The organism is Bradyrhizobium sp. SUTN9-2 (assembly GCF_003122645.1).
Classification (GTDB): Bacteria; Pseudomonadota; Alphaproteobacteria; order Rhizobiales; family Xanthobacteraceae; genus Bradyrhizobium; species Bradyrhizobium yuanmingense.
Genome location: NZ_LAXE01000001.1, coordinates 6,357,473 through 6,372,809, shown reverse-complemented (window position 1 = coordinate 6,372,809; position 15,337 = coordinate 6,357,473). Strand labels below are relative to the sequence as shown.

Annotated in this window: 14 protein-coding genes; 6 read left to right on the top strand and 8 right to left on the bottom strand. The window is 65.1% G+C overall.

Going from position 1 to position 15,337, the window contains the following annotated elements:
• Positions 1-59: 59 nt before the first annotated feature.
• The gene (locus XF30_RS29475; RefSeq protein WP_225143588.1) at positions 60-1,082 is read right to left on the bottom strand and encodes a GntR family transcriptional regulator; all 1,023 of its coding nucleotides are present in this window, start codon (positions 1,080-1,082) and stop codon (positions 60-62) included.
• Between XF30_RS29475 and XF30_RS29470 the strand changes: the two genes are divergently transcribed.
• From XF30_RS29470 to XF30_RS29450, 5 genes are read left to right on the top strand one after another with little or no spacing between them, the layout of a single operon-like run.
• On the top strand, positions 1,059-1,994 hold the full coding sequence (locus tag XF30_RS29470) for a hydroxymethylglutaryl-CoA lyase (protein WP_109144617.1): 936 nt from the start codon (positions 1,059-1,061) through the stop codon (positions 1,992-1,994). The two genes, XF30_RS29475 and XF30_RS29470, sit on opposite strands and share 24 nt — an antisense overlap.
• The gene (locus XF30_RS29465) at positions 1,991-3,205 is read left to right on the top strand and encodes a CaiB/BaiF CoA transferase family protein (protein WP_109144616.1); all 1,215 of its coding nucleotides are present in this window, start codon (positions 1,991-1,993) and stop codon (positions 3,203-3,205) included. The genes XF30_RS29470 and XF30_RS29465 overlap by 4 nt, the downstream gene beginning before the upstream one ends.
• Before the next feature lie 41 nt (positions 3,206-3,246).
• The gene (locus XF30_RS29460; protein ID WP_109144615.1) at positions 3,247-4,293 is read left to right on the top strand and encodes an ABC transporter substrate-binding protein; all 1,047 of its coding nucleotides are present in this window, start codon (positions 3,247-3,249) and stop codon (positions 4,291-4,293) included.
• Positions 4,290-5,138 carry an ABC transporter ATP-binding protein gene (locus XF30_RS29455; RefSeq protein WP_109144614.1) on the top strand — a complete coding sequence of 283 codons (849 nt, stop codon included), beginning with the start codon at positions 4,290-4,292 and terminating at the stop codon, positions 5,136-5,138. Before XF30_RS29460 ends, XF30_RS29455 begins: the two co-directional genes overlap by 4 nt.
• Positions 5,139-5,140: 2 nt before the next feature.
• Positions 5,141-5,992 (top strand): ABC transporter permease, encoded by an 852-nt coding sequence (locus XF30_RS29450; protein WP_036004112.1) that lies wholly within the window; start codon positions 5,141-5,143, stop codon positions 5,990-5,992.
• A 9-nt stretch (positions 5,993-6,001) separates the two neighbouring features.
• On the opposite strand, the gene XF30_RS29445 is transcribed toward XF30_RS29450, so the two are convergent.
• The 7 genes from XF30_RS29445 to XF30_RS29415 form a co-directional block, all read right to left on the bottom strand.
• Positions 6,002-7,249 (bottom strand): class I SAM-dependent RNA methyltransferase, encoded by a 1,248-nt coding sequence (locus tag XF30_RS29445; protein WP_109144613.1) that lies wholly within the window; start codon positions 7,247-7,249, stop codon positions 6,002-6,004.
• Positions 7,242-7,976, bottom strand: a complete 735-nt coding sequence (locus XF30_RS29440; protein WP_109144612.1) for a TlyA family RNA methyltransferase — start codon at positions 7,974-7,976, stop codon at positions 7,242-7,244. The genes XF30_RS29445 and XF30_RS29440 overlap by 8 nt, the downstream gene beginning before the upstream one ends.
• A gap of 27 nt (positions 7,977-8,003) precedes the next feature.
• Complete coding sequence (locus XF30_RS29435) at positions 8,004-8,558, bottom strand: nucleoside 2-deoxyribosyltransferase (RefSeq protein ID WP_109145897.1); 555 nt, start codon at positions 8,556-8,558, stop codon at positions 8,004-8,006.
• Between the two features lie 218 nt (positions 8,559-8,776).
• Positions 8,777-10,705 (bottom strand): 1-deoxy-D-xylulose-5-phosphate synthase, encoded by a 1,929-nt coding sequence (gene dxs / locus XF30_RS29430; RefSeq protein WP_036004129.1) that lies wholly within the window; start codon positions 10,703-10,705, stop codon positions 8,777-8,779.
• 627 nt (positions 10,706-11,332) lie between these two features.
• Entirely contained in the window at positions 11,333-11,584 is a 252-nt protein-coding gene (locus XF30_RS29425) for an exodeoxyribonuclease VII small subunit (protein WP_008132970.1), read from the bottom strand.
• Between the two features lie 72 nt (positions 11,585-11,656).
• Entirely contained in the window at positions 11,657-12,586 is a 930-nt protein-coding gene (locus tag XF30_RS29420; protein ID WP_109145896.1) for a histone deacetylase family protein, read from the bottom strand.
• Between the two features lie 122 nt (positions 12,587-12,708).
• A complete protein-coding gene (locus XF30_RS29415; protein WP_109144611.1) occupies positions 12,709-14,370 on the bottom strand; it encodes a bifunctional metallophosphatase/5'-nucleotidase in 1,662 nt (553 codons plus the stop codon).
• A 230-nt stretch (positions 14,371-14,600) separates the two neighbouring features.
• Here XF30_RS29415 and XF30_RS39565 point away from each other — a divergent pair.
• On the top strand, positions 14,601-15,337 hold a 737-nt coding region (locus XF30_RS39565), incomplete at its 3' end, for an MFS transporter (protein WP_244609043.1).

Genomic DNA, 15,337 nt, shown 5'->3' with positions numbered 1-15,337 from the left:
GAGGCATTCTTAGCGCCAGGCGGCGCCGAGAAGATTGACCGGAATCAAGGTCGGCAGGATCACGATACGCCGGCGACCAGCGGACGCTGCAGGTGCCGGGCCATCAGGTCGGCGGCTTCGCTGTAGCGCCGCGCTTCCAGAACGTCGAGCAGGCGCAGATGCTCGCGCACGTGCCGCCTCATGCCGTCACGATCGGCGAAGCTGCGATAGGCGAACAGGCGCCTGATCGAGTTCACACGCTTGAGCGCTTCGAGGAAGAATGGATTGCCTGTTCCGCGGATGATCTCCTCGTGGAATTCGCAGCCGGAGTGAAAGATCTCGCCAATCGTCATCTTCTCGATTTCGCCGTCGAAGACCCGCTGTTGGCGCTCACGCAGGCGTGTGATCACCTCCTGGGGCAGTGCAAAGCCGGGCTGTGCGATCGCCGCCGGCTCGATCACCGCGCGAAACGCCTTGGCCTGCGCCTGCGCTTCGGGGCTCGAGACCGTCTCCGCGAAACGCCAGCCATAGCCGGGCAGGCGTGCGATCCAGCCCTCGGCGGCGATACGGTCCAGCAGCCGCTGCAACTCCGCGCGGCTCAGATCATAGCGGCGCAAGAGCTCCGCCTCCGTGACGTCGGCTGGGAGTCGGCTCGCGAGCACGTCCCCTGCGATGGCCGTATAAACCTGCTCGCCGCGCCTGACGGCCGCGAGCGCCGGTTGGGCGGCGCCGCTGGTCGGATTCTTCGCCAGCACGAAGCCGCGATGCGGCTCGCCGCGCGCCAGCCCCGCCGCTTCCAGGGCCTTCAGGCCGAGCCGGATCGGCGCGCGTGAAAGATCCAGCGCATCCGCAAGCCTTTGTTCGACCAAGCGGTCTCCGGCCTTCATGCCTTCGCGGCGGGCTAGCGCCATGATCAGGCCGGCGAGCTGCTCGGCCCGCTCGGAACCGTTCTTGTCGCTGCGCGGTCGGGAACTGTCGGTGGCGCTCATTGCAGTGCACGCAAGTTTTAGGGCTTGACAGACTGTCTCATGGATTGTTCTTTTATGCAACAATATACAATCGTCCCCAGGGAGACCCACATGGCCCGCGAGCCCGATGTCCACATTTGCGAGGTCGCGCCCCGCGATGGTCTTCAGAACCTGGACATCTTCGTTCCGACCGAGGCCAAATGCGCGTTGATCGACATGATCGCCGCCGCGGGCATACGCGAGATCGATGCCGGGTCGTTCGTCCCGCCGAAGGTCGTGCCGCAATTCGCCGACGTTGATGCGGTGATGGCGCATGCGCTCATGCACAAATCGACTCTCATCGGTGCGCTGGTGCCGAACCCGAAGGGCGCCGAGCGCGCCATCGGCGCCGGCGTCGACGCCGTCTATTTCGTCATCTCGGCCAGCGAGACGCACAACCGCGCAAACGTGCGCCGCTCGGTCGACGAGCAGGTCGAGGGGTTTCGCGCAGTCCGCGCTGCGATCGACGCCCGGCCGTTGGGGCAGCGGCCGCGCTTGATGGGGGCGATCTCCACCTCCTTCGGCTGCTCGCTGGAAGGGGAGGTGAGCGAAGCGGCGGTGTGCCGGGTTGCGCGCGCTTTTGCCGAAGCGCGTGCCGACGAGATCGGGCTTGCCGACACCGTCGGTTATGCGACGCCGAAATCGATCCGGCAGATCGTCGGGGCGGTGCAGCGCGAGCTCGGGTCGCAAATGACGCTGCGGCTGCATCTGCACGATACGCTCGGCGCCGGCCTGGCCAATGCCGTCGCCGGCGTTGAAGCGGGCATTCGCCGTTTCGATGCCGCCGTATCCGGCCTCGGCGGATGTCCCTTCGCTCCGGGCGCACGCGGCAACATCGTCACCGAGGATCTGGTGTTCATGCTGGAGCGCATGGGGCTCTCCACCGGCATCGACCTCGACCGCCTGCTGCAGACCCGCGAGATTCTCGCCCGCCACATCCCCGCAGACCATCTGACCGGGCATCTGCACGAGGCCGGAATTCCCAAGCTCCTGCGGAGCGCGGCATGACCATGGCTGTGCGTGAGACGGGATCTGAGCTTCGTCCGTTGGCGGGCCTTCGGGTCATCGAATTCAGCCAGATGGTGATGGGGCCGAGCTGCGGCTTGATCCTGGCCGATCTCGGTGCCGACGTGATCAAGGTCGAGCCGCCCAAAGGTGACCGTACCCGCGCCTTCAAGGGACCTGCCGCTGGCTTCTTTGCGACCTACAGCCGCAACAAGCGCAGCATCGCTCTGGACACGTCGACAGCACAGGGCCAGCACATCGCACGCAGACTGATCGAGCACAGCGACGTGCTGATCGAGAACTTCCGGCCGGGCCTGTTGAAGCGGATTGGTCTCGACTACGAGAGCGTCGCGGCTTTCGCGCCGCGCCTGATCTATTGCTCGCTCAAGGGCTATCTGCCTGGTCCTTACGAGAACCGCCTGGCGCTCGACGAAGTCGTGCAGATGATGGGCGGCCTCGCCTACATGACCGGTTTGCCCGACAGGCCGATGCGCGCCGGCGCCTCGGTCAATGACGTCATGGGCGGCATGTTCGGTGTGATCGCGATCCAGGCCGCGCTCGCCGAGCGGCAGCGTACCGGCCGGGGCCGCTACATCCAGAGTGCGCTGTATGAGAACAACGTGTTCCTGATGGCCCAGGCGATGATGTGCGAGGTGGTCAGCGGGCAGCCATCGATCCCCTATTCGATCAAGGACAGCCCGTGGCCCGTCTACGACCTCTTCGACACCAGGGATGGTTCGAAACTGTTCGTCACCATCGTCGGTGAAGAGCAATGGGAAGCGTTCTGCCGCGCCTTCGATCGCGAAGCCTGGCTCTCCGATCCACGCTTTGCGACCAGCAATGACCGGGTCGATCATCGCGGCTGGTTGATCCCGGAAATCGCAAATATCTTCAAGCAATGGGACAAGGCCGATCTCGCCGCGCGGCTCGAGCAGCTCGATCTGCCCTACGCACCGGTGAACAAGCCCGGCGATCTCTTCGATGATCCGCATCTCAACCAATCCGGCGGCCTGACCGACATCCGTTTGCCTGACGGTAATGAGGTCAAGACACCGCTGTTGCCGATTGCCATGGACGGAAAGCGGCTGTCCAACCGCTACGATCCACCCGGTATTGGCGAGCACAGCGGCGAGATCCTGCGCGAGATCGGGATGTCGCCGGATGAGATCGAACAGCTGCGACAAGCAGGGACAATCAAGGTCCCGCCGTCCTGACGGACCGCGCGATTGAACAAGAACCAAGGGAGGAGGATCACATGAGCATTTCGAGACGCCAGGCGCTGTTCGCGGGGTCTGCATGGGCCGGCGCGTCACTGCTGCCGGGGCCATTGCGTGCGGAGGCCAAGCAGGTCTCGCTCGCTTTCGGGCCGGTGTCGCCGGTTTACGCCGTCGGCATGATCGCGGAGCTGAAGGGGTACTTCAAGGACGAAGGGCTCGACTCCAAGCTCGTTACCGGCAATGCCGGTACGTTCGGCCGGCAGACATTGGCGGCGGGGCAGGCGCTGTTCGCGCACGGCGATGCCAGCCATCCGCTCCAGCTCGGTGCGCGCGGCAAGCCCTGCAGGATGCTGCTCGCGACCGAGATGGTATGCTCCTACGCCAACATCGTGGTCCGGCAGGACCTCTACGAGAGCGGCATCAATTCGATCGAGAAGCTCGCGGATTACAAGCGCCCCGACGGCGCCAAGCCGATCGTTGCCGCGACCGCCATCGGGTCAGGCACCTGGGTGTACGGCACCTATGTGTTCGAAGCGCGTGGGCTCGGCAACAAGGTGAACTGGGTTGCGGGCGGCGGGCCCAACACGATGTTCCCATCGCTGCAGACCAAGCAGTTCGACGCCATCGTGGCGCCGCCGAGCTGGATCGTCGAGGTCGAGAAGAAGGGTTTTGGCCGGACGATCTACGACACGTCGAAGCCTGGCGTGTTCGAGAAGGATTTCGGCGGGACGTTGCCCGTGCTGGTGATCTACACGCTCCAGGACACGGTCCAGCAGGACAAGGCGATGGTGCAGGCCTACGTCAACGCGATCTACCGGGCGATGGCTTTTGTGAAGGCGGCGCCGCTCGCGGAGGTGCAGGCGCTGGTCACGCCGAAGTATTTTTCAGGGATAGATCCCGATGCCGTCAGCGCCGAGCTCGGCTTCGACAAGTCGACCTGGGCCTATGACGGCGTCATCGACAAGGCGTCGTTCGAGCGCGGCGCCAAGCCCTGGTACCGCAAGAGCACGGACATTCCCGAGACCAGGTACGAGGATGCGGTCGACATGAGCTTCCTTCAGGCGGCCAGGGCGAAATACAAATGATCGCCGCGCCAAGCCAGAGCCTCGCGCTCGCGCGCGACGAGGATCGAACAGCGGCTGCGCGCACGCGCATCGCCGTACAGGGTCTTGCCAAGCGCTTCAACGCGTCCGGACGCGAGTTCGTGGCGGTGGATGACGTTTCCTTCGAGGTCAAGCAGGGCGAGTTCGTCGCGCTGCTCGGTCCATCCGGCTGCGGCAAAAGCACCATTCTCAATATGGTCGCGGGGCTGTTGCCGCGCTCCGGCGGACGCATCCTGATCGACCAGGACACGGTCGAGACCGGCGAGGTCAACCCCAGGGTCGGCTATGTCTTCCAGCGCGATACGCTGTTTCCGTGGCGGACCGTGGAGCAGAACATCGGCTATGGGCTGGAGATCGCGGGAGTGCCAAAGAGCGAGCGCGCCGCGCGCGTTGCCACCGCCATCGAGAAGGCCGGCCTTGCAGGCTTTGCGCAGAGCTTCCCGCGCATGCTGTCCGGCGGCATGCGCCAGCGTGTCGCCTTGATGCGCACGCTGATCCTGGAGCCCGAGATCCTGCTGATGGACGAGCCGTTCGGCGCGCTCGACACCCACACCAAGCTCGAGATGCACAAGACGCTGCTGGAGATCTGGGAACGCGAGCGGCAGACCGTTCTGTTTGTGACTCACGATCTCGGCGAAGCCTTGACGCTGGCGAGCCGCATCATTCTGCTCTCGGCGCGCCCCGGGCGTCTCAAGGAAGACTTCGACGTCGCCATTCCGCGTCCGCGCGATCCCGTGGCCGTGCGTGAGACGGCCGAGTTCGCCCGGCTCTATTCCCATATCTGGCATTCCCTCGGCGAAGAATTCCGCCGCACCAGGGCCGACTGATCATGTCCAACAGCCGCACCGTCATCCTGTTCTGGCAATTGGCCATTCTCGCAGTCGTTCTCGTCGTCTGGCAGTGGGGCTTCGAATGGAGCAAGACGTTGCTGCCGAAGGCCTACGTGCCGAAAATCCTCGATCCCTATTTCGTCGCCAAGCCGTCGCTGATCTGGCAGAGTTTCTTGCGGCTTGGCTGCTTCGCAGACGCGACCGGCTTTACCGCCTGCATCAAGGGCAGCGACAACAATCTATGGCTTGCCACACTCGTCACGTTGAAGAACACCTGGTGGGGCTTTCTGTTCGGCTCGGCGAGCGGGATCGCGGCCGGCCTGGTGCTCGGCCGTTCCGATTTCCTCTCTCGCGTGTTCAGCCCCTACATCGTGGCGCTCAACTCCATACCGCGCATTGCGCTGGTCCCGCTCGTCATCCTGATCTTTGGCCTCGGTGACCTCTCCAAGATCGCAACCGCCTGGCTCGTCGTGTTCTTCGTGGTGTTCTTCAATACCTTCGAAGGAACGCGTGCGGTCGACCGTGACCAGATCGCTGCCGCCCGCCTGCTCGGCGCCAGCGAATTCACGGTGCTGCGCACGGTCGTGATCCCGTCCGCGCTCGCCTGGGTGTTTGCCTCGCTCCTGCCGGCCGTTTCTTTCGCGCTGATCGGCGTCATTGTCGGCGAGTTCATCGGCGCCGAGCGCGGGCTCGGCAAGCTCATCATCGAAGCCGAGGCGCGGGCCAATGCCAGCGAGATGATGGTGGCCATCTTCGTCATGATGTTCGTCGGCATCCTGCTGGCGATCGCGGTGCGCTCGCTGCAGTCCTACCTGTTGCGATGGCAGCCGCAATTCGAGGCCTCGGCGTAGCTGCCCGAGTCAGCGGCTGAACCGCGCCACCAGCTCGACATGCGGCGTGTGGCGGAACTGGTCGACCGGTACCACGGACTCCAGCCGATAGCCGCCGTCGATCAAGAGCCGTGCGTCGCGGGCAAAGGTCGCGGCGTTGCAGGACACGGCGATCACGATCGGCATCTTGCTCGCCGCAAGCTTCAGCGCCTGCGCCTGCGCGCCCTGGCGCGGCGGGTCGAACACCACGGCGTCGAAGTCCCGGAGCTCCTGCGGCACCAGCGGGCGGCGGAACAGGTCGCGGGGCTCGCATTTGATCGGCTTCAGGCCAGGTGTTCGCGCAGCTTTCGCCAGCGCCGCGATGGCGCCGGCGTCGCTGTCATAGGCTGCAACGCGCGCCTTCTCCGCGAGCCTGAGCGCAAACGGACCGACGCCGCAGAAGAGGTCGAGCACCTCCTTGGCCTTGCCGATGCGCTCTGCGACGAGTGCCGCAAGCGTCTCTTCGCCCGCTACCGTCGCCTGCAGGAAGGAGCCCGGCGGAAGCGTCACCTCGGCGCGGCCCATCCTCACCGTCGGCGGCAGGCGTTGCAGCACCAGCTCGCCATGCCGGGTCAGCCGCGCCAGGCGGTGCTGTTCGGCGACGCGCGACAGCGCCGTGACCAGCGCCGTCGGCAGCGGGCCCGAGCCGCGCACGTCGACATCGAGCCCGTTGGCAGTCGCGGTGACCTGTATGTCCAATGGCTTGGTCACCGGCATCTTGGACGTCAGCGGCTCGGCGAGTGCCCAGGCGGCGTCGAGTGCGCCCTCGAGCGCGGGATCGAGGATCGGACAACGATGGATCGGGATGACGTCGTGCGAGCTCGCAGCCGAAAAGCCGACCTTGAGGATATCGTGCGTGCCGAACCGGCCGTGCAGCGTGATGCGCCGGCGCCCGGCGCCATGAGCGTCGACCAGCGGCGCCACCTCGCAATCGATGCCGGCCTGCGCCAGCGTTTCGATCACGATATTGCGCTTCCAGGCCCGATACGGCTCGTTCGCCCAATGCTGGATGGCGCAGCCGCCACACACGCCGAAATGCGGACAGAACGGCTCGACACGTTCCGGGCTTGCGACTTCAACTGCCAGCAGCTTGCGCCGGTCGGGATGATGGCCTGCGACGTGATCGACCTCGACGGTCTCGCCGCCGAGCGTATAGGGCACATAGATTGCTTCGCCGGCGTCGAGGCAGACGCCGTCGCCGCGATGGCCGACATGATCGATCTTGATGCGCTCAACCACGGCGCGCGCCCAGGAAGAATTCGATATTGCCGTCGCCGCCCGTGATCGGCGAGGGGAATATGTCGATCTCGGTGCAGCCGAGCGATGCCGCGAAGGCTGTGATGTCGTCGCAGATCTCCCGGTGCACGGCAGCATCGCGGATGATGCCCTTCTTGTTGTGCTTCCTGTCAGCCTCGAATTGCGGCTTGATCAACGCCAGCAGGCTCATCGGCGCGGCTGCCAGCGACAGCGCCACCGGCAGCACCGACTTCAGCGAGATGAAGCTGACGTCGATGACGACGACATCGGGGCGCGCCGGCAGGCGCTTGCCCTCATAGCTGCGGATGTCGGTCTCCTCGATCGACACGATCTTGGGATGATCGCGCAGCGAGGGATGCAGCTGGCTGGTTCCGACATCGATGGCGAACACCAGGCTCGCGCCGTTCGCCAGCAGCACCTCGGTGAAGCCGCCGGTGGAGGCGCCGACGTCGAGGCAGACATGGTCCTCGATCTCGATCGGGTACCGCTCCAGCGCCCCGGCGAGCTTGACGCCGCCGCGGGAGACGTAAGGGTGCGCCGGCTCGGCCTGGATCACCGCGTCCTCGGCAATCGTCTCCGACGGCTTTGCGATTTGCTTGTCGTCGGCCGTGACGAGGCCGGCCTCGATCGCCGCGCGGGCCCGCGCCCGGCTCTCGAACAGGCCGCGCTCGACCAGCAATACATCCGCGCGCTTGCGGGCAGGGGGCATCGGATCTCCGACGGACGACTAAAAAGCTTATGTAGCGATCAATCGCGCGGCCGCCATCCGGACGCAAGTCTCGAACGCGGTGAGATCGTGCCAGACGTCGGTCGGCATAGTGGCCGGCGTCACCAGCGGGCAGCCGTGCAGCTCCAGCGCATGGATCATCATGAGGTTGTCGACGAGGCCGAAATCTTCGACCGTCAGCCCTTGGGCATCGACCAGCCGCCCGTTCTCGGAGGTGACCTCCATGAAGCGACTGAGGCGGTCGGCATAGACGGCGCCATCGTTGGAATAAGCCAGGCAGAATTTGCGGCGGCCGGCCATGTAGCCGAGCTCGTAGACGGTGCCCGGATCGGCGCCGGCGCCGCGGAACGGCGTGAGGTTGGCGATGATGGCATCGGCCGCGTCCATCATCGCCTCGTTGCCGCAGAAAATCTGCCGCGAGGCGTCGCACGCGGTGAGGTCGATCGCGTTGTCGAGGGGATAAAGGCCGGTAAGCCCGTGCGCGGCGCAGATTTCGACCTTGCGCCGGCCGATCTCGACGGCATCCGGCAGGAACACGTCGGGGCCTGCCAGATAGATTTTCATCGCACGACCGATTGAGAAGGCATCGGAGTTGCCGCGACGTTGGCGGTGCAAAACCTCTCCCAAGGGGAGAGGTCGCGCCAAAGGCGCGGGTGAGGGGTTACGCTCTCACGTGGGATCTGAGCCCCTCACCCGGATTGCACTGGACGATGCTTCGCATCGCCAGGAGCAATCCGACCTCTCCCTACGGGAGAGGTGGGGTTCAGCGTCTGCCGCGACAATCAAGCCAGCTTGACCGTCTCGGTCTTCACATCCTTGCCGAGCGCCTCGAACACCTTGGCGACGATGCCCTTGGCGTCGAGGCCGGCGCGGGCGTACATGGCGGCCGGGGTGTCGTGATCCTGGAACACGTCGGGCAGCACCATCGAGCGGAACTTGACCATGCCGGTGTCGAGCACGCCCTGATCGGTCAGGTATTGCGCGACATGCGAGCCGAAGCCGCCGATCGAGCCTTCCTCGATCGTGATCAGGATCTCGTGGTCGCGCGCGAGCTTGAGCACCAGCTCGGTGTCGAGCGGCTTCATGAAGCGCGCATCGGCGATCGTGGTCGACAGGCCGTGGGCGGCGAGCTCGTCGGCGGCCTTCTCGCATTCGGCGAGACGGGTGCCGAAGGAGAGCAGCGCGATCTTGCTGCCCTGGCGGATCACGCGGCCCTTGCCGATCTCGAGCGGAATGCCGACCTCGGGCATCTCGATGCCGCGGCCTTCGCCGCGCGGATAGCGCAGCGAGCTCGGACGGTCGTCGATCGCAACTTGGGTCGCCACCATGTGCACCAGCTCGGCTTCATCCGCCGCCGCCATGATCACCATGTTGGGCAGGCAGCCGAGATAGGCGTTGTCGAACGAGCCGGCATGGGTCGCACCGTCGGCGCCGACGAGGCCGGCGCGATCGATGGCGAAGCGGACGGGCAGGCTCTGGATCGCGACGTCGTGGACGATCTGGTCGTAGCCGCGCTGCAGGAAGGTCGAGTAGATCGCGCAGAACGGCTTGTAGCCTTCGGTCGCAAGGCCCGCGGCAAAGGTCACCGCGTGCTGCTCGGCGATGCCGACGTCGAAGGTGCGGTCGGGGAAGGCCTTGTTGAAGATGTCGACGCCGGTGCCCGAGGGCATCGCCGCGGTGATGGCGACGATCTTGTCGTCCTTCTGGGCTTCCTTGACGAGGCTCTGGCCGAACACGTTCTGATAAGCCGGCGCGTTCGGCTTGGCCTTGGCCTGCGTGCCGGTCGCGACGTCGAACTTGACGACGGCGTGATACTTGTCGGCGGAGGCTTCCGCGGGGCCGTAGCCCTTGCCCTTCTGCGTCACGACGTGGACCAGGATCGGACCGGTCTCCATGTCGCGGACGTTCTTCAGCACGGGCAGGAGATGGTCGAGGTTGTGGCCGTCGATCGGGCCGACATAGTAGAAGCCGAGCTCCTCGAACAGCGTGCCGCCGTCCATCATGAAGCCGCGGGAATATTCCTCGACGCGATTGGCGCGGTTGGCGAGGATCTTGGGCAGGCGCTTGTTGATCTGCTTGGCCGCATCGCGCAGCGTGCGATAGGTCTTGCCGGAATAGAGGCGCGACAGATAGGCGCTCATGGCGCCGACTGGCGGCGCGATCGACATGTCGTTGTCGTTGAGAATGACGATCAGGCGCGAGTTCATCGCCCCCGCATTGTTCATGGCCTCATAGGCCATGCCGGCCGACATCGCGCCGTCACCGATCACGGCGATAACGTTGTTCTTGCCGCCGGAGAGGTCGCGCGCCACGGCCATGCCGAGGCCGGCGGAGATCGAGGTCGAGGAATGCGCCGCGCCGAACGGATCGTAGTCGCTCTCGCTGCGCTTGGTGAAGCCGGACAGGCCGCCGCCGGTGCGCAGCGTGCGGATGCGGTCGCGCCGGCCGGTGAGGATCTTGTGCGGATAGGCCTGGTGGCCGACGTCCCAGATCAGCCGGTCGCGCGGCGTATCGAAGACGTAATGGATCGCGGTGGTGAGCTCGACCACGCCGAGGCCCGCGCCGAAGTGACCGCCGGTCACCGAGACGGCATCGATGGTCTCCTGCCGCAGCTCGTCGGCAACCTGGCGAACCTGCTCGACCTTGAGCTTGCGCAGATCTTCCGGCGTCCGGATGGTGTCGAGAAGCGGCGTCTTACTGTATGCGTTCACGGCGATTTCCAATTTGTCAGCACCGGAAGGTCATTCCGGTGCGCGATGGGTTTGCACAATATCGGCGCAGCGCGAGTCCTATAACCGTCGGAGCCACCTGCACGGGGCAAGGCCCCGCCTTCAAGCTTAGGTAAGCTTAAGTGTGCTCCGGTTCAGTCTCTGTGATCCCTGTCACTTAGATCGGCTTCGTCCGTCCCAAGCCAATTTCATTAGCAGTTTGAAGCGCTTGTCGTCGGTAAGCGGTGCCCACGCAAGGCTTACAAAAAGCCACACTCCGCGCAGCTTTACACCAAAGCTTAGGCCAAAGCCAACCCGCTGGGCCGATTAGGGGTATGCAGGTGCAACTCGCGGACCAGAAGTGGTTAACCTCGGTGCGGGGTAAGGGGTTCCGGCCTTGCTCGGTTCTTGGCAGGCTTTTTGGCCCGAGTATGGGCTTTTCTAGCTCTCAACGACCCGATTCGAAGGCAGGGGCGTATCCACCGCCAGGGAACCGCATGCCGGCCGGGAGCTGCGCACTGCGATAAGGACGCAGCGGCCACGCTTACCGCGAACACATTCTACGCGGACCTGCGTCGCGGTCTTGCGCCGCCCTGCGGGGGCAGAAGACTGAGCGGGAGAGCACTCTTATTACTGGACGTCGAGCGGGGCCGTGCCGGTGGCCTGGCCGCTGGCATCGGTGGTGATCTTGTCGACGCGCGCCTCGGCCTGGCGCAACAATTCCTCGCAGCGCCGCTTCAGGGCCTCGCCGCGCTCGTAGATCGTCACGGATTCCTCGAGCGGCACCTTGCCGTCCTCGAGCCGCTTCACGATCGTTTCGAGTTCCTCGATCGCGCGCTCGAAGGTGAGCCTGGAGACGTCGACTTGAGTGTTTTCGGCCATATCCGTTTCCGATTGCCCGATTCGCTTCACCTTGAGAAAGCAGAGTTTTACGGGCGTAATGTGGCGGGTGGGTCAAGCGCCCATCAGGGCGCCGACATGCGCCGTAACAGATTCTTTCAGTCCCTGCAGGTCATAGCCGCCCTCGAGCACCGAAACAACGCGGCCGCCGGCGGTCTTGTCGGCGAGGTCCATCAGCTTGCGCGTCACCCAGGCATAGTCCTCCGCGCGCAGGTTGAGCGAAGCCAGGGGATCGCGATAATGCGCGTCGAAGCCGGCCGAGATGATCAAGAGCTCCGGGCTGAATTTCTCGAGCTGCGGCAGGATCAGATTCTCGAACGCGACGCGGAATTCCGGGCCGCCGTCCTCGGAGGCGAGCGGCGCATTGACGATGGTGTCGTGATCGCCGCGCTCGCTTTTGGCGCCGGTGCCCGGAAACAGCGGCATCTGGTGCGTCGAGCAGTACATCACGGTCGGGTCCGACCAGAAGATGTCCTGCGTGCCGTTGCCGTGATGCACGTCGAAGTCGACGATGGCCGCGCGCCTGATGCCGTATTTGCGCTGGGCGTGGCGCGCGGCGATCGCGACGTTGTCGAAGAAGCAGAAGCCCATCGGCTTGCCGATCTCGGCGTGATGTCCGGGCGGGCGGACCGCGACGAAGGCGTTGCGATGCTCGCCGGCCATCACCGCTTCGGTCGCCGCAACCGCGCCGCCGACGCCGCGCATCACCGCCTCCCACGTGCCGGGGGACATCGAGGTGTCGCCGTCGATGTAGACCTGACCGCTGGTGGGCGCGATGTGGCGCAGCTCGGTGACGTAATGCTCGTTGTGGCAGAGCGTGACGAGATCGAGATCGCCCTCAGGCGCCTCCTCGCGCGCCAGGAACTGGAAGCGCTCATGCGACAACGCTTCCTCCACCGCGCGCAGGCGATCCGGCCTCTCAGGGTGTCCCGGCGGCGTGACATGGTCGAGGCAGGCCTTGTGGGAAAGGAGAAGCGTGCTCATCAGGTCGGCCTCACGGAAAACGGGCTTTTGCCGTCGTTGGCGCATCCGGCGCCAAAACGCAATGCAAAATCCAATCTAAGCGCTTGGCCGGGAATGGCAAAGGGCTGCCCGCTTGATCCGGATCAATTCACCCGCAGGATGCGCCGGGGCGGCAGCGGACCGACCGGCCCGTGCGCCCGGAAGAACGCGAACAGCGCGTCCGCATCGTAACCGCCGTATTGTGGCGCGGTGCCCTGCTTGGCGACGGTAAACCCGTCTCCGCCGACGGCGAGGTAATCGTTGAGCGTGACGCGGTAGCCGCTTCCCGGCTCGATCGGCCTGCCGCCCAGCGTCATCTTCTCGAGGCTGACGCGCTCGCCGAACGGTTTTGAAGCATCCCAAGTATAGCTGAAGCCGTTCGACACCTGGAGAATCCGCGGCCGCTTCGGGTCCAGCCATTGCTGCTCGAGCAAGTCCTTGAGCTGGCTGCCCGTCAGCGTCATGGTGACAAGACGATTGCGGAACGGCTGGCTGGCGAAGACGTCGCCGAACGTGATCGCGCCGTTCTCCTTTGGAACGATGTCGGTCCGGATGCCGCCGGGATTGGTGAGCGCGATGACAGCGCTGCCATCCTTCGCATCGCGCGTTGCGAGCAATTGCGCGTCGGCGATGATATCGCCGAGCGCGCTTTCGCCGGCCTCGTTCGGCACGCGCGACAATGTCTGCGTCACCGAGCCGGCGGGCCGGTTGGCGATCGGCGCGGAGAGCTTGTCGTAGGCGTCGATCAACGCGGTCTGCTCGGGATCCCTGGCCAGCGAAGCATTGGCGACGATGACGTTCTCGGCCTTGGCGGCGACGATATCGCGAGTCACAGGATCGAGCTTGAGGTCGATCGCGGTGACGAGCGTGCCGTATTTGTCGCCGCTGGTGACGAGCCGCCCGTCGATATCGCAGATGTAGGCGCGGTGGGTGTGGCCGCTGACGACGACGTCGACGGCACGGTCGAATCTCCTGACGATGTCGACGATCGGCCCGGTGATGGCAGGGCATTCATTGTAGTCGCCGGCGGGCTCGCCGCCCTGGTGGATCAGCACCACGATCGCTTCGACGCCGCGCGACTTCAGCTGCGGCACCAGCGCGTTCACCGTCTCGGCCTCGTCGCGGAATTCGAGCCCGGCGATGCCCGCTGGCGAGACGATGCCGGCGGTCTCTTTCAACGTCAGGCCGATGAAGCCGACGGGGATGCCGTCGAACTCCCTGATCTCGTAGGGCGGCAGCACGCTCTTGCCGGTCGCGGTCTCGACGGTGGAGGCCGCGAGATAACGGAATTTGGCGCCCGTGAAGGGATGCGGCCCCTGGCAGCCGTCGACGGGATGACAGCCGCCGTTCTGCATGCGCAGAAGCTCGGTGTTGCCCTCGTCGAATTCGTGATTGCCGACCGAGCTGATCGCAAGGCCCATCATCGAGAGCGCCTCAATCGAGGGCTCGTCGTGAAACATCGCCGACAGAAACGGGCTCGCGCCGATCAGGTCGCCAGCGGCGACGAAGATGGCGTTCTTGTGTCCTTCGCGCAGCTGCTTCAGCAGCGTCGCCATGTACTCGGCGCCGCCGGCTACCACCGTCACCTTCTTGGACTTGTCCTCGGGGTCGTTGATGCGGATGCCGCCCGGCGGCGGCCGCAGATGGCCATGGAAATCGTTGATCGCGAGAATGCGCAGCTCGACGGGGGCTGCGCTCTGGGCCGCAGCAGGGAGGGTGCCGGTGAGAGCGAGGACGAAGCAAGCCAGGCGGAGAAGATGTCGCATGGAGTTAGACTATTCGTTCGGCGCGAAGATTTCACGAAGGTTGTTGTCGTCATTTTTGAGGCACGCGCAGCGTCGTTCCCCCGACAATCCCATCATCGCACGAGCCATGCCGCTCGATGAATGCCAGGTCCGCTACGTGCCGCAACAATTAGCTACAATGTTTCATTTGAAAAACCGCTGGTTGTGGGGCACGATCCGGCCCCGTTCGCTTCAGACAGACCGTCAGATTCATGATTGCCGCCCCCCGGATCGACGAATCCTCACCGTATTATCGCGGCTGGCGGGTCGTGCTGGCGTGCTTCCTGATGGCCTTCTTCATGTTCGGCTTCGGCCTCTACGGCCAAGGCGTCTATCTCGCCGAGTTGCAGCGCGCTCACGGCTGGCCGGGCACGCTGATCTCCGCGGCCAGCACCTTCTCGTTTCTCCTGACCTCCGTGCTCGTCATCTTCACCGATGACCTGCTCGAGCGCATCGGGCTGCGCGCGCTGATCCTGTGCGGCGTGTCGGCGCTCGGCGCTTCGACCGTGCTGCTGGCGCTGGTGCAGACGCCCTGGCAGCTTTATCTCGCCTATGCGCTGATGTCGGTCGGCTGGACCGGCATGGGCACGGTGGTGATCGCGACCGTGCTGAATTCCTGGTTCGAGCAGCGGCGCGGGCTTGCGCTCAGCCTTGCCTTCAACGGCGCGACTTGCGGCGGCATCATTCTCGTCCCGCTGCTGCTGTCGCTGACCGGCAGCATCGGCTTCCGTTCCGCGATGCTGGCGGCGACCCTCGCGATGATGGTGCTGGTGCTGCCGGCGGTCGTGACCTTCATCGGCTGGCCCGCAGGCATGGCGCCTGCAGCGGGCGGACGTTCCTCCGGCTCCTCAGCGCCGGTTCGCTCGCGCAAGGCGGTGCTCGCCAACGCGGCGTTCTGGACCATGGTGCTGCCGATCGCGTTCGCGCTGCTGGCGCAGATGGGTTTCAT